The following is a 23,700-nucleotide window of genomic DNA, read 5'->3' as shown; positions in this document are numbered from 1 at the left end:
AGCTAAATAGCTAACGGATAAAGTACTAGAAATAAGGTAGGTTTGAAAAAAATATTTAGGGCTGGGTAGGTTCTACGTGAATGAGTACATCGTACACCGAAGGTTTCTGGCGCATAACTTCGGCTTTTACCGCGTGGGCAATATCGTGTCCTTCACGTACCGATAAATCGCCATCTACAATAATATGTAAATCCACGAAATACTCGAAGCCCATTTTACGAACTAAACATTTATCTAAGCCTTGTACTTGAGGAACTTTAGCCGCAATAAGGCGCACTTCGTTCGCAAACTCAGAAGGAGGTGCCGCATCCATGATTTCGGTAAAAGCCGGCATAAAAATGCGATACGCATTTATAACAATTATCGCTGAGGCAATAAGAGCCGCCCAATCATCGGCGCTTTCGTAGCCTGGCCCCCCGATTAAAGCAATAGCAATACCAATAGCAGCCGTTAAAGAAGTAATAGCATCGGAGCGGTGGTGCCAGGCATCCGCTTTTACCGCCGCACTTTCTATTTCGGAGCCTACCCGGTTGGTATAACGGTACATGCCTTCCTTTACTAAAACAATAATTACTAAAATAATTAAGGTAAAGGGTTCCGGCGTAACGTGGGGCGTAAGAATATGTTCCACGCTTTGGATGGCAATAAAAATAGCCGCTGCAATTAAAGATAAAGCTACTACAATAGCTGTTAAGGGTTCGGCTTTACCGTGGCCGTACGGATGGTTAGAATCTGGTTTTTTAGAAGCCGCTTGCAAACCAATCCAAACAATAAATGAAGTAAACACATCTGAAGCCGATTCAATGGCATCGGCAATAAGCGCGTACGAATTCCCAAAATAACCTGCTAAGGCTTTTATAGCTACCATGCCCAGATTAGCTATAATACCCAACAAGGTAGATCGTAAACCTTTTTCGACGGGATGAGCAGAAGTGGTACGCGGTTGGGTCATGGGTGTTTATTCCGGAGCAAGGCAAATTTGGTTACAAAGGAGTGCAAAGGTAAGCTTTTTTATTTTCAACCGGGAAGAAGAGAGAGTATTTGATAAGCTTATAAAAACCTTGCTCCGTAAGATAGATAAGGCGGCGCATTACTCAGGAAAAAACTACCTGAATTAGTAATTCACAATTGCCAGAAATAGCAGAAATTACATTCTCGGATATCGTATTGTACTTTCCAAAAATATGACGCAAGTATTCATCCTTGATTCTTTTAGTAAATCCGGATGGTAGTGTTATTTAATTGTCCCAGCTCGCTGACGAATACCCGCCTTTACATAAGCAAATTACCTGATCCGTTCAAAGATCAGGTAAATAGAAATTTAGTAAGATTGAATAGCCGCACGGAACTTAACCAGAAATAAAATATTAAATAAGGGAAATGCCTTTTATTGGCGGATGTAAACTAAGAGCCGGCGCTTATTTGTTTAACCATGCCCGAGATACCGTTCTTTTCTAATTGCGCTTTCACTTCTTCGGCTTCCGAGCGATTGGTAAATTTTCCTGTTACTACCCGGTGTACTTTTTTACCATTTACGGTATCTTCGTTCATGATAGTGGGTAGCTGTTGAGTAAAGTTTTTGATTTTATTGGAGTGCAACTTAGCCTTATCCGGATCGGCAAAAGAACCGGTTTGTATAACAAAGTAATAATTTGTAAGAAGAGGACTTGCAATGGGAGTAAGTAATTCTTTTTCTTCAGTATCATCTAAGGCCATTAAATCAGTAGCCTCTTCATTATTTAATACCTGAACTCTTACCTTACTGGTACCCGTTACATTTATCCGGCGGGCAGCAGCTTCTGATAAATCAATGATATGGCCTCTTCTCCAGAAACCACCCCGATCGTTTATACGCACCACAACGCTTTCATTGTTGGCTATATTGGTAACTTTTACTTTGGTGCCGAAGGGGAGAGTATTATGGGCGGCGGTCATTTCATTTTTATTAAATCTTTCCCCGCTGCTGGTTTTTCTGCCTTGATGTTGAGAGCCGTACCAGGTGGCAGAACCCGTAACGGATGAACCTTTTTTTTGAGCAAATCCCTCGCTCGTCAGGCCACAAAAAACGATAATAAGAAGGCTGAATACATAAGGTAGTTTGTTTAACATCATGTCTTCATTAATTGGTGTAAAAACAAAGATAGAATAAAATTTTATAAAAACTACATTATAGCCCTTTTGCGTGGCTTTGTGAAAAGGGACGTGGTAGATACGGCACTTTTTAGATAGCGCATTGTACGGGTTTAAATCCAGTATTTTTATTAGATAAGAGCTATTTAGAAGCTTTTTTAAGGTAAATAGCGCCTAAGAAGTAATCTTAAACGTACTATTAGTATTCTTGTAAAAAAAGTAAATTTATTTTATAAATGAAGAATTTGTCTGGTGATAACGCCAGATTTTATCGGCCGCTTTCAGTTATAAATCTATGGATTTTGGTAAAGTATCGCACCCTGAAATAGTAAATTTCGAATTACCACCTGCTTCTCCGGCTACTCCAACCTTATTGGCGCAACTAACCCATGCTACTTACCTAAAACCGAAAATTTATTTAGGCTGTCCTACCTGGGCGAATAAATCTTGGTTGGGAACCTACTATCCGGCCGGATTATCGGCCAAAGATTTTCTGCCTTACTACAGCCAACAATTTAATACGATTGAATTAAACACTACTCATTACCGTATACCCGACGAAGCTACCGTAGCTAAGTGGTGCAATGCTGTTACCCCGGAGTTTAAGTTTTGTCCCAAATGGCCCAAACAAATTAGCCACGAGCAGGAACTACAAGGCGTAGAAAGTGCCACAGAAGCTTTTTGTACCGCTTTACTGAACTTTAAAGAAAATCTGGGAGTATCGTTTTTGCAACTGCCACCTAATTTTGGACCAAATCAATTTGAGGTATTAGATAAGTTTTTAACTGGTTTGCCGCGGGAAGTTCCATTGGCGGTGGAGTTACGCCATCCGGCGTGGTTTACCGACCAGGTGGCGTTTGCGGAATTAGGCGCTTTATTAGAAGCTTGCGAAGTAAGTACAGTTATTACGGATGTGGCTGGGCGCCGCAATGTGCTGCACCAACGCCTGACTACCGCTACGGCTTTTATTCGTTTTAATGGGTATTTGCATACTGCTACTGATTATGCCCGCGCCGATACCTGGATAGAACAATTAACTACCTGGATGGAACAAGGCTTGCAAACTCTGTACTTTTTTGTGCACTACGAAGAAATTATTCATTCGCCTAAATTAATCCGGTATATGTTGGAGAAATTGGCTGCGGCGAGCGGCGTACCAGCCGAAGGCGCTAAACCCATTCCGCAACCAGTACAGGGCTCTCTTTTTGACTGAATAAAAAGCAATCAGATTTTAAAAGTGTGAGTATTGGTTGGTATTAAATCTGCTGCATTAGATAAACAAAAAAAGGAGTCAATTTTACATCGACTCCTTTTTTTGTTCTTCAAGAAAACTAAAAAACTACAGTTTAAATAAATCGTCTTTCAGGTTCTTGTTAACTTCTACGCTTTGCACCGTGGTACTGATAAGTTGGTTGCCGGCGTGCAATTGGGTTAAGTACGGGAATTTTATGCCATTTACATCGCGGTAATCGGTTACTTCGGTTACCTGGGTGGCGTTGCCTAAATCGGTAGCGGTAACCACAATTTCGCGCATCTTTAAACCAGTTTCTAAATCATAATACTGAAGAAGGTGCTGACCGCTCGGTAATGATAATTCTAAGCGATAGGCCCGACGACCATTGATTCGCTCCAAAGTAGATAAGTTTTTCTTTACACCTAAAGCATTATACCGCAAAAAGTTGTTCAGGCCGTATTGTATTTTTTGCTCCTGTACTTCTTCCGGGCTCATTACTTTCGTACTGTTCTGACTTATAACTTTGCCTTTGTTACCATTAATAATGGTTCTCTGAATTTCCAGATCCCCTACTTTAATAATTTGCACCATTTTATCCGGACCTTTAAAGTATTGTGTATAAGTTAAATTTGCCCCCGTAGAAGTAATGGTGCTTTTAATAGTCATGTCTTTTACTTTATCCAGATTGGCGCGACCGCCTAAGGCTTGCACGTAGGCATCTAACACTTTATCTGCGGTAGCTCCAGCGGGCAATGCCAGAGTAGTACGCTCGGCCTTTTCGCCCAAAGGTGAATAATATTCTAGGGTTCCATCTTTGTCAAAGCGTTTAATGCGGTCTTCTATCTGGTCGGCGTTACCAACTACCAAAATAACTGTCTGGTCGGGGGTAATATATTTTTGAGCTACCTGCTGAATGGCTTCGGGAGTTACGGCTGCTACCTTTTTGAGGTAATCGCGGTAATAATCTTTAGGCAAATTGTAACGGGCCGTATTAATCGCAAATAAAGCTACCGTATTAGGGACTTCCAGAGAGCGGGCAAATTCACCGGTTACAATATTCTTGGTTTTTTGTACTTCCTCGGCACTGGCCTTTTCGGTACGCAAACGGTTCAATTCAAACAAAATCTCCTGTACGGCACTATCGGTTACGGCATTGCGCACGTTGGTACTCGCCGAAAATTCGCCAATGTATTTACTAGGGGATAAATCGGAATAAGCACCGTACGTATAGCCGTGTTTTTCGCGCAGGTTCTGAGTTAAACGCGAGAAACTACCGCCCAATAGATTATTTAGAACGCGGCTGGTAACTGCATCTTCCGAGCCTGGTTTTAAATTAGCTGTATTCGCTACCGAAATAACGCTTTGCACGGCTGCTGGTCTATCGACAATGGCCACGCGCGTTCCCGCAGCCGGAGTTGGAGTAGGTAAAGTGCTGCGTTTAATTTCGCCTTTTTTCCAGGAACCAAAATATTTCTTTACCAAAGATTTAGCTTCTTTCACCGAAATGTCGCCCACAATGGCTAAATAACCTACATTGGGTTTGTAGTAAGTATTATAATATCCCTGAACATCGGCTAAAGTAATATTATTAATCGATTGCTCGGAAGGAACCTCACCAAACGGATGATCTTTGCCATACAGCAAAGAGCTACGCACCAAACCTTGGATTATATTAGGGTTTGCTTTAGAATCTGCTAAACCAGATAAGGTCTGTTTTTTAATTTTATCCAGTTCTTCTTGTTTAAAGTTAGGGTTGAGCACTACATCCGAGGCCAATTCCATTAATTTATTCAAGTGTTTCTTTAAAGATGAAGCCGCCAAACCGTTGGCCGAAGGAGCTAAACTAGCTCCAATGTAGTCAATTTCTTCATCGAGTTTTTCTTTGCTGCGGGTTTTGGTACCGGTACGCAGCATAGTGCCGGCAATATCTACGTAGCCGTTTTTATCGCCTTGTACAATAGGATCATTATCTAACACCAGCGATAGAGAAACGACCGGTAGTTTATGATTTTCGACTACAAAAACTTTTAAACCATTTTTAAGTTGAAACGATTCGGCTTGCCCTATTTGGATGCTGGGAGCCGGACCGGGAGGAGGCGGGGTTTGATTTTGCGCTTGTAACGCCGATGAAAAAAATACAGAAAGAAGTAAACCGAAAAATATGCGTTTCATTTTTATTTAATTGAGTAATGAGAAGGCTCTCCTGGCAGAAGAACAAGAAGGCTAAGAAGAGCCAAATACTTTTGCTAAAAATTAATTATTTGATTTTGGTAAATAGTGCAATACCACCCGATTCTCGCGGGTAAAATATTGGTTCGCTACACGAGCCAGATCTTCTTTGGTTACTTTTAAAAAGTTTTGCAGCTCGGTATTAATCAAATTGGTATCCTTGTAGAACAGGTAGTAATTGGCTAATTGCTCCGCCCGGCCGGCGGCCGTAAAGTTTTTCTGCACAAAAGTGTTTTCTATTTGGTTACGCAGCTTCTGAAACTCCTCTTCGCTAATTTGTTCTTTCTTTACACGTTCTATTTCGGCATCCATGCTTCTTTCTACTTCATCAATGTTTACCCCAGCGTTAGCTACGGCAAATGCCAGAAATAAACCTGGGTCTTCGAGCTGCATCGGAAACGCACCCACGTACACGGCTTTTTGCTGTTGGTCAACTAATGCTTTATTCAGGCGGGAGCTTTCGCCACCAGTAAGCAAGTTGGTGAGCATGGTAATAGCGTAGTAATCCGGGTTGGTTTGTTCCGGAATATGGTAGGCTTGTACTACGGCTGGCAACTGAACATTATCAAATACAATCTCGCGTACTTCCTGGGTTTTAGGTTGTTCTTTTACAGTTAACCGCGGAATTTCTTTTGTGCCTTTGGGGATGGGGGAGAAGTATTTTTGAATTAACTCTTTGGCCTGGTTAATATCTATATCGCCGGCAATACTTAGGGTAGCATTATTGGGCACGTAAAAAGTTTTGTAAAAATCAATGAACTCACTCAGCGAGGCCTGATCAATGTATTGGGCGGAGCCAATAGGAACCCAACGATACGGATGTTCCGAAAACGCATTGGCAAAGGTTTTCTCCAGAATGGTGCCGTAAGGCTGGTTATCAATGCGTTCTTTTTTTTCTTCTTTAATTACGTTACGCTGGGTTTCCACGCCAGCCTCGTCAATTTTGGCGCTCCGCATCCGCTCCGATTCCAACCATAAGCCCAGAGCCAACTGATTAGAAGGTAATACTTCGTAGTAATACGTGCGGTCCTGGGTGGTATTCGCGTTAAAAGATCCTCCTGCGGTTTGTACTAAGTTGGCATACTCTCCGCGTTTAATATTTTCGGAACCCTCAAACATTAAGTGTTCAAAAAAATGGGCAAACCCGGTACGGTTCGATTGTTCGTTTTTAGAACCTACGTGGTACATTACCGATACAGCCACAATAGGGGTTGATTTATCGGGTTGCAGAATTACGTGCAAACCATTATCTAAGGTATATTCAGTAAAGTTAATCTTATTGCTTTGCGCCTGCGCCAAAAAAGCTGTGCAAAGCAACAGACAGGTAATAAATTTTCTTTTCATAAAAGCGTTGGAATAATTAAAAATTTAAAAGTGGGCTGAAGATAAATAAATTAGTATTGTAGCTGATAGTTCTTCGGGATTGGATGGGAAACAAATTTACACAAAAGTGTATTTATTTACGCATAGCATAAAGTGAGTAAAGTTTAAAAATAGTGATTAACTCAAGTAATTTCAAATATTTAAGCCTGGATAGATTTGTCTTCGTAAAAAAAATAATGATTTAGTAGTCAGAAACGATGGTGAATTTTAGAAAAAGATAGGGTAGATCTATATAAATTGCCGGTTTACTACCAAAGGAAAAGTAATTCCGTTTACTAAACGGGAATAGTTAATTTTCCTTGTTTTACAGCAATAATATTTTTATTCTAATTATGAATACTGAAGAAAATAATCAAAGCCAGATAGAGCAGTTAAAGCTAAGCCAAAGTCTTAACCGGCGAAAGTTTATTTTTAAATCGGCGCAGGTAGCGGCATTATCCCTGGGTTGGGGAATGTTAGGAAAGCAGAAGGCGCTAGCGACTGAAAGAAAGGTCTCTCCGGAATTTTTGCCTGATAAATCGCCCTTACCCGCTGGCAAACATCCGGATTTAATACTATTAAGCGATAAGCCTTTAAATGCTGAAACGCCGCCGCACCTACTCGACGATGCTATTACGCCGGCGGATAAATTATTTATTCGGAATAACGGTTTGGAGCCCACTAATATCGACGTAAAATCCTGGACTCTAACCATAGACGGGGAATCGGTGAAAAAGAAAACTGTATTTACCCTGGAAGACCTGAAAAAGAAATTCAAGCATTATACTTACCAACTGGTGCACGAATGCGCGGGCAATGGTCGTTCGGAGTTTAGCCCAGCCGGCAGAGGAAATCAATGGACTACCGGAGGCGTGGGTTGCTGCGAGTGGACAGGAGTACGCTTGCGCGATGTTTTAGAAGCGGCTGGTATAAAAGACGATGCCGTGTATATTGGTTATTACGGAAAGGATACCCACCTGAGCGGTAAGCCCGGTGAAGTGCCTATTTCGCGGGGAGTACCCATGCGTAAAGCCTTAGAAGACGAAGCTTTAATTGCCTGGGCTATGAACGGAAAAGATATTCCGGTCGTGCACGGCTATCCGTTGCGGGTACTATTTGGCGGCTGGCCGGCTTCTACCAGCGGTAAATGGTTAACCCGTATTTCTATCCGCAATAAAGTACACGACGGCGCTAAAATGAATGGCCATGATTACCGCTTACCTATTCACCCGATTGCGCCCGGCGCTAAAATACCGGAGGATAACGAGCATTTCCGGATAATTGAAGCCATGCCGGTAAAATCGTTAATTACTTACCCTAAAACCGGAGCGCAAGTAATTGCCGGAAAACCTTTAGAAGTGCGCGGTCATGCTTGGGTAGGTGATTTGCAAGTGAAGGAAATGCATGTTTCTATTGATTTTGGGGCTACCTGGCAAAAATGTAGTTTAAAAGAACCGCGTAACCGCAATTGTTGGCAACATTGGACTGCTCAAATAGATTTTCCGGATAAAGGGTACTACGAAGTTTGGGCTCGTGCTACCGATAGTAAAGATAAAATGCAGCCCATGTTGGTACCCGCCTGGAACCCGGGTGGCTATTTAAATAATGCCTGCCATCGTATTGCTGTTCAAATTATTTAAGCATTTAGATGCAGGCAGTAAAACAGGATAGGAAAGAGAAGGAATAAATATGAAAGAAATAAATTATCAAAGGCTTAAACCGAAACTAGCTCTATTTTGGGCAGCAGCTTTACTTATAACTTTATCTAGTGTTACAACCAGCCATTCCAGGGAGCAAGAATTAATGCCCCTTAACGGTTCTATAAGTCGTACGGAAACAGTAAAAGATAGCCTGGACACTAAAACCGGTTTAGTTTTAGCTCCCGGCTTTGCAATAATAAGTACTACTTGTGTTCGGTGTCATTCGCCCAAGCTGATTACCGAAAAGCGGGCTACTCGCGAAGGATGGCTCGCTACTATCCGGTGGATGCAACAAACCCAAGGTCTGTGGGATTTAGGTAAAGACGAACCGGTTATATTAGACTATTTAGCTAAAAATTACGCACCTAAAAACGAAGGTCGCCGGCCTTTGCTTAAAACGCCGGAATGGTATAAACTAAATAATTAAACAATAAAGAAAAGAGTAATAATCCGCGAAGAAGGCATTCTCTCCTATGGCTTCTTCGCGGATTATTTAATTTTTTTATGGCTATTTAAGTCAAATCAAATGGCAATAAGAAAAAATAATTTACTAATTCAATCTCCGTTACTTGTTAAAATTAGATAGTCACAAATAACTGACACCAGGTTGGTTATGGAGCACTCGCTAGCGTTCTGGTCTTGGCAAGTTGTCATGGTTCCATGGACAAAGTCGAAGAAAGGAAGAACAAGTGCGAGAGAATTAAATCAGGCCTACCAACAGCAAAGCATACTAGCTACTAGCAAAGTCGCATTAGTACTGCTAAACGGAAGTTTGAAAAGCTTTAAAGTAAGAATTTTAAGATACCTGAAACAAAGTAGTATTAGTTCACCGAAGCTAAAGACAAATACATTTTATGCTGTTTGGCCGAAATGGCTCCTGCTAATTGCTGATTGAATTGGTCTTCAATCAGCAATAATTTTTTGGCCTTTATTTCCGGATTATTCGCGTACATTTCTTCTACTTCCTGAGTAGCTACTAGTTTCTGAAAAGTAATGTTTTTAACCCGAATATAATCGGCTTCATTTAACCCGATTTTAACCGCTAACTGGCGGGTTTGATCAATTGCCTGAGTTTTTAAGCGTTCTTCATTCCCTCTATCTTTTTTTACAAAAGTAAACGCAGAGGCTTGGGCAATCGTGAAGGATACAATCAATAAGGCGGTAGTAAAAAATTTCTTCATTGGTAAGTTGGTTGGTGTTTGCTGGTAGCGCTTGTTACAGAATAATCGGGTAATTCTTTATTTAGAAAACAAGGACCAAAACAAGTAAATTAAGTATTGCTTTTTGGTAAGAGTAATTGTTCTGGTCATAATAGAGTTATTTAAATCTTTAATTTTTATGGTTTAAATCCTAAACATTATATTATCCATGATACTGCTATCAGCACTTATATAATATTTGTAATAATAAATATAGTGTAAAATAGATGAATATATTTATTAAAGTCAATATATATTCAACTTATTTTATATTTAACTGGATTAATTTAGGTTAACTGCTTACTTAACTCGCTGAATTAGTGAATCAAGCCGACGAATGAAAAGAAGCTACCAGCCTAAGTTGTTTCTTATTTTATCTTTCAAAAATGAAATTATAGTTATTAATCTCTTAGCGGGGAGAAACAGGAACAATCGATTTAGTAAAAAAGAATAGCAATTTAAAGGCAAAGAATCCTCTTTAGTTTTTCGGAAAAGAGTAATTGTCATTCAGTTATTCAGGGTCAGAATAAAATCAGCTACGTTTAGTAAATAATTTCTAATAAGGGAGGTTTTAGCTTTAAATTTATCTTACTACTTTAAGCAATTGATCTTTAAAAATTACTGCATGAGAGTAGCGCTTTGTTTATTGTTACTGTTTTTGCCGGTGCGCCTTTGGGCGGCAGATTCCGTAAGTGTTGTTTCGCCGGATGGAGCCACCCGAGTAGTCGTTGAGAATAAAGATAAGCTGTATTATGCTGTTTATTATAAAGATAAAGCGCTGTTGTTGCCTTCGGCTATTAAATTAAATGTAGCCAACTTATCTCCCCGAACCCATAAGCTAACTGTCAAGAAAACTTCGGTACGCACGCAGCAATCAACCATTGAGCCACCGGTACCGGAAAAGCGAAAAATTATTCCGGATGTTTACCGCGAACTCACCGTCCGGTTTCAGCAACCATTTAGCTTAATAGTGCGCGTTTATAACGATGGAGTAGCCTGGCGGTGGCAAACCCATTTTAAAAAAAGTATCCAGATTGAGAGTGAACTGGCCGAATTCAATTTCCCGGAGTTGGAAGAAGTATACTTTTCGCCGGTAAAGAAACGAGACGATGCGGATATCTACCATACCAGTTTTGAGGAGCTTTATCAGGCTAAACCCCTGGATAGTATTACTACCGAACACCTGATTTTTACGCCTACTTTAGTTGCCCCGGAACAAGGCCCAAAAATCAGCATTACCGAGTCAGATTTAGAGACATATCCTGGCATGTTTCTGCGGGGTACCGGTAAAAATAAATTAACCGCCGATTTCGCGCCTTACCCGCAAGAAGAAAAAATTACTGCCGGCGAATTTCCGCAAGCCATTGTTACCAAGCGGCACAACTTTATTGCCCAATCAATTGGCAGTCGTTTTTTCCCGTGGCGGGTGTTATTAATTGCACCCGAAGACAAAGATTTACCCGTGAACGATTTGGTTTATCGATTGGCTTCGCCTTCGCGGGTAAAAGATGTTTCCTGGATTCAACCGGGTAAAGGAACCGACGAATGGATAATCGGGATTAATTTATTTAATATACCATTTAAGTCAGGAATAAATACGGCTACCTACAAATACTATATTGATTTTGCTAAACGATTTGGTTTTGATCGGATTATGATGGATGCGGGTTGGAGCGATAACCAGGATTTGTTTAAAATTAATCCGAACCTGAACATGAACGAGCTGACCGCATATGCCCGCGCCCAAGGCATTAAAATATGTATGTGGACGCTTGCTCTAACGTTAGAAAAACATCTGGAACCTGCCTTATACCAATTTAATAAATGGGGGGTAGATTTTATTATGACTGATTTTATTGACCGCGACGATCAGAAAGCAGTTGATTTCTATCATAAAATTGCTGCCGCTTGTGCGAATCATAAAATTATGCTCATGTTTCACGGAGCATTTAAGCCGGCTGGTTTTACCCGTACCTGGCCCCACGCGCTTACCCGCGAAGGAGTATTAGGTTCCGAATTTAATGGTTGGAGCCACAAACCTACTCCGGAACATAACGTGCAATTGCCTTTTATCCGGATGACGGCCGGCCCGATGGATTATGAACCCGGTTTACTGGATAACGCTACCGCTAAAACCTTCCGGCCAATAAATGAAAAAGTTATGTCGCAGGGAACGCGTTGCCATCAGTTAGCCATGTTTGTGGTATACGATAGTCCTATGCAATTCTTCTCCGGTAATCCTTCGCAAGGGCTCTTGGAGCCTGCTTTTATGGAACTACTGGGCAGTATTCCTACGGTTTGGGATACTACCAGAGTACTGGAAGGCAAAGTAGGCGATTTTATAATAACGGCACGTAAAAAAGGCGCTGATTGGTACATCGGCGGCATGACCGACTGGACCAACCGGCAATTTACTGTAAATCTGGATTTTTTACCTGCTGGCACCTACGAAGCTACTATTTGCGAAGATGGAGTAAATGCCGACCGTTACGCTTCTGATTATATTTTACGTACTCAAACCGTTTCTAATACTAGTTCGCTTCCTATTAACATGGCACCGGGTGGTGGTTATTTGGTTCGTTTACGAAAAAAGTAAAATTATTTTTAAATTACAACTTCAGAAACTTCTCCTGGCGGGTTTGGCGGCCATCGGCGTAAACCAGCACGTAAAGCCCTGGCTGCAAGCCTGAAACATCTAAATCAATTAAATCGCTGTTTGCCTGATAGGCTCGGTTATAGATTCGGTGCAACCTGCCTACTACATCGTACACGTAAATTTGTAGCTGACCACTTTCCTGGGTTACGTATTGGAGCCACAAGGTATTGCCCTCTACTGGATTGGGAGCAATGGCTACACCCGCTTGTACTTCCCGGCTAATACGGGCAATGGGCGAATAAGCAAATATTTGGTTGGCACTAACCACTTTTAACCGATAATAACTTACGCCGGGCAAAGGTTTAAGATCGGAGTACGAGTAAGGAGTAGAAGTGCCTGAAACGTTAATGGTGCTTAGTTCGTGCCAGGTAGCGGCATCTTTGCTGCGCTCCACCACAAAATAAGCAGCCGAATTATTATTGAGAGTCCAGGTGGTACGTACTTCTGTTTCGGAAATTACTTCGGCAGCAAAGGTAAGCGACTCCGTTGCAGGCGAACAATTAGTAACTGGTTGCGGAATCATGCGGCCCGGACCACATTGGTTAGAAATTACGTTTTGAGCCATTGTAAACTGACCCCCGGCAATATCGGTACGGGCATCCAGAATGCGGTTTTCCTGGCCGCGGTTTACGGCGTAGTGCATAACCGTGCCAGGTTTGATAACGTGGTTTAACTGATGACCATGGCCCATTTCGTGCAGCGTAACTGTTTCAAAATCTACCTGCAAGGATTGCGGCGAAGCAAGACTGTAATTCCAGCGGGTTGATTGATTAAAAACTACATCCATTTCGGCCACCCGCCATTGGTCAGCCGTTTCATCACCGCAGCCGGAGTACCTACTAATACAGCGGGCCAGTACTCCGCGGGGCAGCTCATCATCCTCATCGAAACAAACTAAATTAATATCATCATCGGCAGCAACGGTTTGAGAAGCCACTGTTCCGGTGTTCCAGTTAATGCCCGTATGGCACGACCAGGTATTTAAAGCCCGGGTAAAGGCGCTTTTAGCAGGTTCATTCTGGGCAAAATCAGGAGCAAACTGAAAAGTATAACCGCCTAAACCATTGCTATTTACTAAACGAGGCGAAAACAAGGCATCCTCATGCACTACCTGCGATATAGAATATTCAATTACCAGGCGCTGAGTGCTGTTAACAGTAAGTCCTTCATTATTAGTAATTTGAATATCGCCGCTACCCGGAGTATTATTGCTTCCATTCTTGCCCGGTACCCGCACCTGGATTTCCGTATCGGTCCAGAAGATGTAATCGGCCGCCAGAATATCAATAAAGCTGCCGCCACCATCATCAGCATTCCGGAACTGCACCGAACCAGCACCGCGGGTACTACCAAAATTTGATCCCCGAATTGTAAGCAAACTACCAGTACCAGCCGTAAGGGTATCCGGGGTAAAACTGCTGATAGCCGGTGCAGCCTGGGTACGCAAAGCGCCTGAGGGTGCCTGCGTATTGCTAGATCGGTTGAGACCAGGCATTTTTACGGAAGGATTCGGGCGAATACTTTTAAAATTAGGTTGGGTTACTTGCCGCAGAGCCGGGTACAACTCCTGCATGATAGTAGAATAAGTTTTAAAAGGCTCCGTGGCTTGCTGAGTAAGTACATTGTACCGGATAAAACCTTGTGAACTACTGTAAACCGTGTATAAAGCTTGATTTTGGCTAGCTGGTAATACTTTAGATGGAGCCGGGTTCAGGAAGAAAATACCCTGATCATTGGTTTTTAACTGTAAAGTACCGGAAAAAACGTGGTACGAATCACCTAGTTTACCCCCCTCGGTAACAATGGCCAGAGTTTCGGGAGCACTCCCTTTTATTAATTTATAAAGTTGTAACGTATGGCGGGTGTATATATTTCGGTGCGCCGCATCCCAATACGCCTGCTGGCCTATTACTTCGGCTTCTACAATTAAACTGGCTTCGCGGGAGCGTTCTTCTAAAGTAACCGGTGTTAGCAAGCAGGTTTCCTGGCCGAAACCAGCCAGCGGTAGTAGCCAAGCCATGACCACGTAAATCCAGAAATAAGCTTGCCAATTAATATTTATGAAGGATTTTGATTTTTCGGAAACAGAGACCGGCATGAGCAATAAGTAGGTTAAATTAAAGTAAAATACTTAATATGCCTGCCCTAATGGCGAGCATAAGTAAAGCCAGCTTTATAAAGTTAAAATACCTGTGCCTTAAAATATTGTACGTACGATAGATTGACAGTAAAAATAATAAAGCGTCAAAAATAAGTAAATTATACTAAGCAGCACCGCAATAGATTCGGGAAAATCAAGATTTAATAGCGGATTATATAAGATAGTACCCTTAAAGAGTAGAATTAAAAAGTAATAAAAGTAATTAGAGGAGATTAGATGCTGGGTAAAATGTCTTTTTTTGCGCAAGCAGGCAAATTTTAGGTTAAGTCAAAAACCAGTATAAAGAGGAACATTAACAGCAATACATTTTTGTAAAACCAGGGCGTTGGTTCTTCTTTAAAGTAAGATATAAAGATAGCTCCTCTCTGCAAAGTACGGCAACGCTTGCACCAACATATTAAAACTCAAAAGGAGAAACGTTGGGTTTCTCCTTTTGGGCAAACATTAACTATTAATAAAGCTATCTTTAATCTTCGTTGATGTTGATAGACTGGTTAAAAGAACCTGACCAATCTTTCCGGTCCGGGAAGAAGAGTTTTTTATATTTTTCGAAAACGGCAGCGGGTTGTTTTACGCCGTTCAGAGTAAAGCCATCCTGATTGATGTTAATCGAAAGATTTTTACTATTCTCATCAATCAATTTATCTTTTATTAACTCTTTCTTTATTTTTTCGAATTGCGCAGCCCTAGCTCTGTGTTCTTTTTCCCGCTCTTTATGCTCTTTCATCCGAATTTCGTGTTCTTTCATTCGGGCTTCATGTTCTTTTAACCGTCTGCCTTCATCTGCCTTCATGCGGATAGCGAGCTCTTTCATGCGGACTTCCTGTTCTTGCATGCGCTTTTCGTTTTCTTTAGTTTGTAGTTCCAGGTGTTGACGCATGCGGGCTAAATGATGCAGTCTTTCTTCTTCGGCACGACCGACATTAGCCGCGTGTTGCCGTAGGGTTGTGCTATCTGCATCAGAATTATAATAGAAAAAGTGGCCTTTTCCTTTTCCGGTATATACTTCCACTACTCCATCTTTGCCTTCGTCGCCGTATTTGCGGGTAGCATCTTCTCCTTTTAAAATGTTAATTCCCCGGATATTATCATCGGTAAGTCCCGGAAGCGAATTTTGGCCTTTGGCTTTGTGTGTTTTTTTGCCATCAATTACCACCAGGGTTTTATCTGTTACCTCATCGGAACGTAAGTATTCTAATGGATTTTTTACCTTAGCGGGAAAAGGCGGAACAGGTGGAACAGGTGGAATAGGAGGAAAAACCGCATATACAGGTGATGCTGGGGGCACCGGGGGAACGGGTACATCAGAAAAGTGATCGAAATCGCCGCTATAAGAGAAAGAAAGCTGGTTGCGATCTAATTCTAATCTTTCTAATGCCTTCTTGGTTTTGGCTAATTGCTGCGGTACGGCGGCGGGTTTTAAAACCGGCGCTTGCTTGGTAGCTTCTAAGGCAGCATCAATTTCTTTCCGGAAATCGGCAATGTTGGCTTTTGGTATCTTTTGGCCGTCTACGTAGAGCTCGGTAATATCGCCTTTTTTATTTTTTATAATTACCAGATCACTCTTTTTACCACTTACAGAATCAGTAAGGCTGAGAATGGTAGCTTTTAAATTACCGGCTGCTTCCTCGGGTTGGGTAGCAAGTACTTTTTCGGGGGCACTTACTTTTGTTAGAATGGGTACGTTTACTTTTTTTACTGTTTTAACCGCTACATTAAAACCAGCTACGGCACTAACCGAAATAAGCGTTAAGCCAACAATAAGAACGCAAGCCGCCAGAAAACCTTCCGAAAAAGTAGGCCGGCGACTAGGTTGCTGCACCAGCCGTTTAATGCGGCCAAGCAGAGAGCCATCTTTACCGGCAAAAGCTAAAGTTAAACGCGGAGCTTTTACGGCAATGGTTTCGAGGTTAGCCAAAGCCCGGGCGTAAACAAGCGGATTACCACATAAAGCAATGGCCTGATCGTCGCAGCAGTTTTCGCGTTCTACCCGCACGTAATCGCTCATCCACCAAATTGCCGGATTAAAGAAAAACAAAATTTCGATTAAAGTCTGCAGCATGTTTAGCAGGTAATCTTTCCGGTAAATATGAGCTAGTTCGTGGGCCAGAATAGCTTCTACCTGGTCGGGGCTTAGACTGGCAATGGTACCAAAAGGTAATAATATAATAGGCTTTAAATAGCCAATTACCAACGGTGTTTTTACTAAAGCCGATTCAAATAATTGTACGGGCTGATTTACGCGCAGGCTTTGCGCCATATTTGCTAACCGGGTATTCCAGGTGGTTCCTAAAGCATACGTTTTGTAATGTTTTAACCGTTGCACGTAAGCCAAACCACCTAAAAATTTCAGTAGCATGGTTAGCATACCCAGCAGCCAGATAAGTACTACTACCGGTAAATGCTTACTGAAATAATACTTAAAATTTACTAAAATAGCCCCCCGCAGCACCGATTTTGCACTACCAGGATTTGAATTGGTTATAGCCGATGTTGTTTTGTCGGCCGGGTTATTTACCAGTGGCTGCGTAACTTTTTGGGTGGGAATAGTAACTGTAACGGGTTGTTGTACCTGCTGATAAGTACGAATAAATGTAATACCGGCTATAGCCAACGTGGAGAATAATGCGGTGATTGCTACGGCGTAACGAACCCGGGCCGAGTGGCGATGCAGCAAGATCATGAGTACCGATAAAGTTACGGCAATTAAAGCACCTTGCCAGAGTGAGTGCAGAATGGTCCAGCCTAGGGCTTCTACCAATCGGGGAGTGATAAATGCGGGTAAGTAATTCATTTTTGACCCCCTTCCAGTTTATCTAATAAATGGCGGATTTGATTTAACTCATCTTCGGATGTGCGATGATTGCCCAGAGCTTGTAACACTAACTTACTCGCCGAGCCCCGGAAAGCTGTGTCCAGAAACTTATCGAGTAGTTGTTTTTGGGTATCTTCTTCGGGGAGCAAAACCTGGTATACATGGGAGCGGCTACTTTTATCGGCGGCGATAAAGTTTTTCTCGGCCATAATTTGCATGATTTTGAGCGTGGTTGTGTAACCGACTTCTTTGGATTCGTTTTGTTTCTCGTTTACAAAGCGTACCGTGTTAGGTCCGTGTTCCCATAATATTTGCAGGATTTCCAACTCGGTTTCGGTGGGTTTTACAGGTTGATTATCAGCCATAAATAACAATGTTAAAGAGTGAAGAACTACTTTGATTCAAACATATACGAAATAATTCGTACTTCCAAATAAATTATACGAAATTTTTCGTACTTCTTCGCCTACTTTGATTTGGACGTTTTATTAAAGCTGATTTTTGATTGACTTACCTATGGCGAATAATGCTTTTACAATACTATCATATCCTGTCTTTTACACTCTTAATCAACCAGAATAAAACTTCTGCTGAATAAAAAGTACTTGAACTCTTTTTTAAAGTATTCCTCTACCCAAGCACATGCTTCTTATTAACTACCTACCTTAAATAGGGCAAAAACTAAATTGACCTATTTTAAGAAACTTGCTGTGTTTTTAAAAGCTTATGTTAGTGATGTAATGCTTTTTACCTTTTTAGTAAACAGGTATTTGTAAAGGCGTTTTACCTTTGCCTGAGAAAATTATTAAAATAGCGTTCATTAAATTTTATGAAGAAATTTTTACTATTCCTAGTGCTGATTGCTGCTGTAAGTGGTTATTTCTATTATCAGAATCTAGTATCTAGCCCTAAGTATTCTTTATTGCAGGCCCACGAAGCTCTGCAAGACCATGACATGCCTGCTTTCGAAAAATACGTGAATGTTGAAAGTATTACCGGTAATCTGGTAAACGACATGTCGAAGCAGAAAGGCTGGATCGGTATGTTAAATCCAGGAAGTATGGTGTTAAAGCAAGCTTTGCAATTTATGAAACCGCAATTAGCGGGAGTGGCCCGTAAAGAAGTGCAGAAATACGTAGAAACAGGTTCTTTTGCTAAAGATCCAAGCCGGGATAAAAAAGTAGATATTTCTTTTAATGGTTTGTGGAACAAAGTAGTAAGCGAAGACAGTCAGTTTAAAGGAGTAAAATATACCCGCGAAGAAGGCGAAACAGCATTGGTAGGCTTAGAATTTACTCAACCTCGTTACGATACTACTTTGGTGTTGGAAGTGAAAATGCAGGACAAAGGCGACTACTGGCAAGCTACCGAAATTACTAATACTAATGACATCCTAAAAGGCGTGGCTCGTTTGCAAGCACAAAAGCTGAAAAAGAATTTGTTGGATTAATATTTTGGTTAGCTCTGATTTATAAAACCAATGAAATTGAAATCTTACTTTTTACTTGTTGTTTTAGTTTGTATCTTTTTTGTAACGAAGGGACAGAATATAAAATCTTTGGAAGCTGTTTCGAAACAAGATGCTAATCCGGAAAACCAAGCAATTATTTACGGGAGTTTTGTGCAAAGACTAGGCTTTAGCAGCGGCGGGTTTGCGCAGGATATTCGGATAATGAACGTAGAAACTAAAGAAATTTTTAGCTTCCGGGTTAAACCAATATTTAAGTCAGCGAAAGAAAATGCTTTTTGTTTTTACATTAAGCCAGGTAGTTACAAAATCCTGAATTACTGGTGGACGGAAAGCAAATGGTATGGTGGAAAAATGTTTACCGAATATATCTTCAAAGGCATAGAATCATCAAAAGTTGCGGATAAGCTTAAAAAAGGAGAAATTCAGGTAAACAATTTAGAGCAATACTCCTTTAGAGTTACGGATAGTTCCGTTCATTATTTAGGCACCTGGCATTTTGATAAGGAGCTTGTTTCTTTTAGTAATAACAAGGAGCAATTAGATATAACTATCCAAACAGAGTATCAAAAAATTAACTGGGTTCAGGCTAAACCAGAAATCCCGGAATAGTAAATAATTAAATCATAATACGTATATCCATGTAAAACCTCTTGCTTACTAAAAGCAAGAGGTTTTTGTTTATTGGCATAGTTTAATCCGGTTTGTGAAGACACAAACTGTGGCGTAGTAGCAGGCCGTTTATAATTGCCTAAAGCCTGCTGTTAGTGCCCTTGCTGCCAACTTTTGCGTGGCTAAATACATTAACTTTGAGTTAGAAATTGTATGCTGCCAGATATAAGTTCTGTTGTAGCTGGTTTAATAGCTGCTAAAAATAAGTTGCAGGTGTTGCCATAAATACGCGCTTAACATCCAAACGCCATAAAAAATTAATCCCAGCAAAATCAATAAGGTTAACCCAATCAGAATGAGAATACCGGTGCCACTGCCCGCGTGTTTACCTTCCTGATAATGGCGGCGCAGCAAGCGCACGTTCCTATCATTGGCTTTGTACACAAAATCAAAGATGTTCCCGATTAACGGAATACTGCCGATTAAGGCGTCCAGAAAAATGTTAATCAGCATTAAAACAACTACTTTCCGGCTAACACCGTGTCGAGCCATGGTAAAGACCAAAGCTCCCGAAACCGCGTATGTAGAAAGGGTGCCCGCTAAAGGTATAAAACCTAAAATAGGGTCTAAGCCAAATTTAAACTGGGTACCAGGTAATCTAAATTGACTGTCCATTAAACGAGCCAGGGATTCTACCCATTTTAAGCGCTCGTCAGAAAGTGTGGTGGTTGTGGTTGGTGTGGGCCGCATTTTTACTTTAACTATTTATCTTTTATAACGTTTTTTGTATCGCAATGGCTGAAGCATAAACCACAAGGTTACCTGCCTGGCTTACTTACTTTATGAAGCAACTACTAACATCTGTACGCATTACGTTTATAACCGGAAATATTTTTTTAAAATCGTTATCACAAATACTTTTACTTTTTAGCTTTTTATTGGTTACTCCGTTAACCAAGGCCAGCACCGTCGCCGACTCTAGTTCTATTAATCCTTCTAAGCTGTTTTACTTTATTTTCGATAACGATGCCACGTTTAAGGTAGATTATTATTATACGCAAGGAATTGGCGTTGTGCATTACAATCCAAGTTTTCGGAAGTCGTTGTTAAATAAAGTATTACTACAGCCGGGTAGTGCCTACGCCGAAAAATTTTATGGCCTGGCATTTAAACACGATAGTTTTACTCCAACTAATATTCGCGATTCTAACCTTCGAATTGGGGACCGTCCGTATGCTTCTTATATGTTCGTGAGTCAACTGGCGGGTAGTACTCATAAAAGTAGTCACGAAAGATTTATTAGTTCTCTTGATTTAGGGGTAATGGGGCCAGCCACCGGAGCGGGTAAATTTCAACGGGTAATTCACGAATACCTGCACCATGGGATACCACAAGGATGGAAATACCAGATTAAAACCGATATAGTTTTAAATTATAACCTGGAGTATCAGAAAGGGCTCGTGCATACCCAACCGCTGGAATTGATTGGCGAAGGAGGAGCCAGTTTAGGTACTTTGTACACCAATGTGAGAGCAGGCACTTACCTGCGATTTGGTTGGATGAATAGTAATTTCTCCGACTTAGGCATTAGTAACAAAACGGCTCGTAGCCAGGAAAACTTACGAAAATTTCAGTTTTATGCCTTTGGGCGGTCGCAAGGAAAGCTGGTAGGATATAATGCTACCATGCAAGGCGGAATTTTCAATTCAAATAATATTTATACCTTGTCAGCCAAAGAAATTTCCCGTACGGTGTTAGAAAGCCAAGCTGGTTTAGTTTGTATTATTAAAGGCTTACGCCTGGAAAGCGCCGTAAATTTTATGTCCCCGGAATTTAAAGGCAGCCGTCGCCACAAATGGATGCACTTTAACGTGGGCTTTGCTTTTTAGACACTGGATGTTAGATACTAGATACTAGACGCTAGACATTAAACTGTTAAATACAAGATAATTATTTTAGTAAAATTTCCATAACACTCAGGCCGGTTTAGAATATCTAAAGTCTAGTGTCTAATATCGAGTGTCTAACTTCTTACTTCGGCTCGTACGTACGAACAATTTCTTGCAGGTATTTAAAAAAGGGAGCGGCAAATTCTTTGCGTTTTAAGGCAAACTCCACGTTGGTTTTTAGAAAATCGAGTTTATTGCCAATGTCGTAACGTTTCCCTTCGATAGAGCAGGAGTACAGTTTTTCGGAATTTAGTAAATGCAGCATGGCATCGGTTAGCTGAATTTCATTGTTTTTCCCTTTGGGTGTTTCTTCGAGAGAACGGTAAATTTCGGGCGTTAAAATATAACGTCCAGCAATGGCCAGATTGGATGGGGCTGTTTCTACGGCTGGTTTTTCAATTAAAGTATTTAATTCCATAATGGAGTCGCTGATATTCTGGCCACCCACTATGCCATACCTATTTACTTTATCGTGCGGCACCACTTCCACGGCAATTACGGTAGCCTGGTATTGCTGGTAAATATCAATGAGCTGTTGCGTAACCGGAATAATAGAATCGATTACAGTATCGCCGAGTAATACCGCAAATGGCTCGTTGCCAGTGTGGCTTTTAGCGTGATAAATAGCATCGCCTAAACCGTTAATTTCTTTTTGGCGAATAAAGTAAATATTAGCCATTTCAGATAAACGGCGCATTTCTTTGTACAGCGCTTCCTCGTTTTTTTCTTCCAGGCGTTGTTCCAGCTCAAAGCTGCGGTCAAAATGATCGGCAATAGCGCCTTTGCCTTTGCCGGTAATAATTAAAATATCTTCAATGCCGCTATCCACGGCTTCCTGCACCACGTACTGAATGGTAGGTGTATCAATAATTGGAAGCATTTCTTTGGGCTGCGCCTTGGTAGCCGGCAAAAAACGGGTGCCGAAACCGGCTGCGGGTATTACTGCTTTTTTTACCATTTTATTTTTAGTCCATAGTCCATGGTCGGCAGACCACAGCTTGTAAATGTTTAGTATAATATTAGACGATAGTCAAGCTTTGAATCTTTAAATGTTGAAGTGTTAAATGGTGTAGAAAAACGTACAGCGTAATGCGTTTAACCTAACGTTAAAGAGCCTTTCAACTTTCCAACCTTCCAACTTTTAAACCTTTAAATCTTTAAACCACCGTCGGTTTTATAACCCGGGCGTTTACCTTGCGCATTTCGGCAACGAGTTTATTTAGCATGTCGTCGTTTTCGTATATGCCAATTACTGAGCCGCCAGAACCCGTAAAAGTAGCCGAAGCACCGCATTTTCGGGCAGTATTAACCAACTCCATATTGCTATCGCTAATTTTCATAATCTGGCAGCGCTGATCAAAATTCTCGTTCATTAGTTGGTGCAGGGCGGTATAATCGCGTTCGAGCAAAGCCGTTTTGCCCGCATCAGCGAGGCTGGCAATTTGGTTTAAAGTATTAATTACGTGGGGGTCGCCTTTATCGTAACGGGTTTTAATGTCGTTCAGCACTTTGCCCGAAACTTTACCTAGTTCCGTTTTATAGGCAATATATAAGTTAGGCAGCAAATCGGGATCCAATGGTTCGTACAAGCCGTGTTTTTTCTCGGCAATTATATGCTTATCAAAATTCATGTACACGCAGCCCTCATACGTTTGAATAACGCGGTCCTGTAAACCTGCATTAATGCCTAATTCTTCCGTTTCTACGGCCAAGGCCAGATTAGGTAAAATCTCCTGCGGAATATGAACGTTATAAAACTGCATTAAGCCCCGCAACGTGGCAATAATTATGGCGCTACTGCCTGCTAACCCAATCTGGCGCGGAATAGAAGAATTATACCGGATAGTAAAGTTTTTATTGTCGAGCTTTATTTGTTGCTGCTGGCAGTATTCCACAAATTTTTTAATAGCTGCTTTCAATAAGGGTGCGCCGCCGTGGTAACCCGTTAAGTTTACCTGGTCTTGTAACTGAAATATATTTTTAAACTGATTAATGTCTTGGGGTTGAGGCTCAATTACCAGTTCCGGCGTTTGATAAAGTAAAATATGAGCACCAAAATTTTTAACAATCAGCGAAATTGTTTTACCAAAATAACCATCCGAGGGATTTCCTAAAATAGCGGCTCTGGCATAAGCGCGGGCTTCAATAATCATATCGTAAATAGCAGTATAAATAACCGGAAGCA

At 41.2% G+C, this 23,700-nt stretch carries 18 protein-coding genes; 7 read left to right on the top strand and 11 right to left on the bottom strand.

The genetic code is table 11. From position 1 onward, the window contains the following. Positions 1-55: 55 nt before the first annotated feature. Positions 56-952 (bottom strand): cation diffusion facilitator family transporter, encoded by an 897-nt coding sequence (locus HUW48_RS23285; protein ID WP_182413214.1) that lies wholly within the window; start codon positions 950-952, stop codon positions 56-58. 452 nt (positions 953-1,404) lie between these two features. Further along, positions 1,405-2,112, bottom strand: coding sequence for a septal ring lytic transglycosylase RlpA family protein (locus HUW48_RS23280; RefSeq protein WP_182413213.1), 708 nt, complete (start codon positions 2,110-2,112; stop codon positions 1,405-1,407). Positions 2,113-2,425: 313 nt separating this feature from the next. Here HUW48_RS23280 and HUW48_RS23275 point away from each other — a divergent pair, with 313 nt between their 5' ends. Beyond that, entirely contained in the window at positions 2,426-3,343 is a 918-nt protein-coding gene (locus tag HUW48_RS23275) for a DUF72 domain-containing protein (protein ID WP_182413212.1), read from the top strand. 126 nt (positions 3,344-3,469) lie between these two features. On the opposite strand, the gene HUW48_RS23270 is transcribed toward HUW48_RS23275, so the two are convergent. Beyond that, on the bottom strand, positions 3,470-5,536 hold the full coding sequence (locus HUW48_RS23270) for a M16 family metallopeptidase (protein WP_182413211.1): 2,067 nt from the start codon (positions 5,534-5,536) through the stop codon (positions 3,470-3,472). A gap of 81 nt (positions 5,537-5,617) precedes the next feature. Then, on the bottom strand, positions 5,618-6,937 hold the full coding sequence (locus HUW48_RS23265) for a M16 family metallopeptidase (RefSeq protein ID WP_182413210.1): 1,320 nt from the start codon (positions 6,935-6,937) through the stop codon (positions 5,618-5,620). 371 nt (positions 6,938-7,308) lie between these two features. Here HUW48_RS23265 and HUW48_RS23260 point away from each other — a divergent pair, with 371 nt between their 5' ends. Together HUW48_RS23260 and HUW48_RS23255 are read left to right on the top strand one after the other, a co-directional pair. Beyond that, complete coding sequence (locus HUW48_RS23260; protein ID WP_182413209.1) at positions 7,309-8,595, top strand: sulfite oxidase; 1,287 nt, start codon at positions 7,309-7,311, stop codon at positions 8,593-8,595. 49 nt (positions 8,596-8,644) lie between these two features. Continuing rightward, entirely contained in the window at positions 8,645-9,082 is a 438-nt protein-coding gene (locus HUW48_RS23255) for a hypothetical protein (protein ID WP_220463961.1), read from the top strand. Positions 9,083-9,476: 394 nt separating this feature from the next. Here HUW48_RS23255 and HUW48_RS23250 read toward each other — a convergent pair whose 3' ends face one another. Beyond that, a complete protein-coding gene (locus HUW48_RS23250; RefSeq protein WP_182413208.1) occupies positions 9,477-9,836 on the bottom strand; it encodes a hypothetical protein in 360 nt (119 codons plus the stop codon). Between the two features lie 643 nt (positions 9,837-10,479). Between HUW48_RS23250 and HUW48_RS23245 the strand changes: the two genes are divergently transcribed. Continuing rightward, positions 10,480-12,450, top strand: coding sequence for a glycoside hydrolase family 97 protein (locus HUW48_RS23245; protein ID WP_182413207.1), 1,971 nt, complete (start codon positions 10,480-10,482; stop codon positions 12,448-12,450). A gap of 13 nt (positions 12,451-12,463) precedes the next feature. Here HUW48_RS23245 and HUW48_RS23240 read toward each other — a convergent pair whose 3' ends face one another. The 3 genes from HUW48_RS23240 to HUW48_RS23230 all read right to left on the bottom strand — a co-directional run bounded on the left by HUW48_RS23240 (position 12,464) and on the right by HUW48_RS23230 (position 17,851). Further along, a complete protein-coding gene (locus tag HUW48_RS23240; protein WP_182413206.1) occupies positions 12,464-14,608 on the bottom strand; it encodes a T9SS type A sorting domain-containing protein in 2,145 nt (714 codons plus the stop codon). 529 nt (positions 14,609-15,137) lie between these two features. Further along, positions 15,138-17,465, bottom strand: a complete 2,328-nt coding sequence (locus HUW48_RS23235; RefSeq protein WP_182413205.1) for a M56 family metallopeptidase — start codon at positions 17,463-17,465, stop codon at positions 15,138-15,140. Continuing rightward, positions 17,462-17,851, bottom strand: coding sequence for a BlaI/MecI/CopY family transcriptional regulator (locus tag HUW48_RS23230; protein WP_182413204.1), 390 nt, complete (start codon positions 17,849-17,851; stop codon positions 17,462-17,464). The genes HUW48_RS23235 and HUW48_RS23230 overlap by 4 nt, the downstream gene beginning before the upstream one ends. A gap of 464 nt (positions 17,852-18,315) precedes the next feature. Between HUW48_RS23230 and HUW48_RS23225 the strand changes: the two genes are divergently transcribed. Then, a complete protein-coding gene (locus HUW48_RS23225) occupies positions 18,316-18,936 on the top strand; it encodes a hypothetical protein (RefSeq protein ID WP_182413203.1) in 621 nt (206 codons plus the stop codon). Positions 18,937-18,966: 30 nt separating this feature from the next. Then, positions 18,967-19,566: a hypothetical protein gene (locus HUW48_RS23220; protein ID WP_182413202.1), complete on the top strand. Its 600-nt coding sequence runs from the start codon at positions 18,967-18,969 to the stop codon at positions 19,564-19,566. A 246-nt stretch (positions 19,567-19,812) separates the two neighbouring features. On the opposite strand, the gene HUW48_RS23215 is transcribed toward HUW48_RS23220, so the two are convergent. Further along, positions 19,813-20,316, bottom strand: a complete 504-nt coding sequence (locus tag HUW48_RS23215; RefSeq protein WP_182413201.1) for a DUF4112 domain-containing protein — start codon at positions 20,314-20,316, stop codon at positions 19,813-19,815. A 92-nt stretch (positions 20,317-20,408) separates the two neighbouring features. Between HUW48_RS23215 and HUW48_RS23210 the strand changes: the two genes are divergently transcribed. Beyond that, complete coding sequence (locus tag HUW48_RS23210) at positions 20,409-21,455, top strand: lipid A deacylase LpxR family protein (protein ID WP_182413200.1); 1,047 nt, start codon at positions 20,409-20,411, stop codon at positions 21,453-21,455. A 142-nt stretch (positions 21,456-21,597) separates the two neighbouring features. On the opposite strand, the gene galU is transcribed toward HUW48_RS23210, so the two are convergent. Both galU and HUW48_RS23200 read right to left on the bottom strand, forming a co-directional pair. Then, positions 21,598-22,473 carry a UTP--glucose-1-phosphate uridylyltransferase GalU gene (gene galU, locus HUW48_RS23205; RefSeq protein WP_182413199.1) on the bottom strand — a complete coding sequence of 292 codons (876 nt, stop codon included), beginning with the start codon at positions 22,471-22,473 and terminating at the stop codon, positions 21,598-21,600. Between the two features lie 199 nt (positions 22,474-22,672). Then, complete coding sequence (locus HUW48_RS23200; protein ID WP_182413198.1) at positions 22,673-23,668, bottom strand: mevalonate kinase family protein; 996 nt, start codon at positions 23,666-23,668, stop codon at positions 22,673-22,675. Between the last annotated feature and the right edge of the window lie 32 nt (positions 23,669-23,700).

This window comes from Adhaeribacter radiodurans (assembly GCF_014075995.1).
In the GTDB taxonomy this organism is placed as follows: Bacteria; Bacteroidota; Bacteroidia; order Cytophagales; family Hymenobacteraceae; genus Adhaeribacter; species Adhaeribacter radiodurans.
Note: the sequence above shows the minus strand (reverse complement) of the source record. Positions and strands in the feature narration are given on the sequence as shown.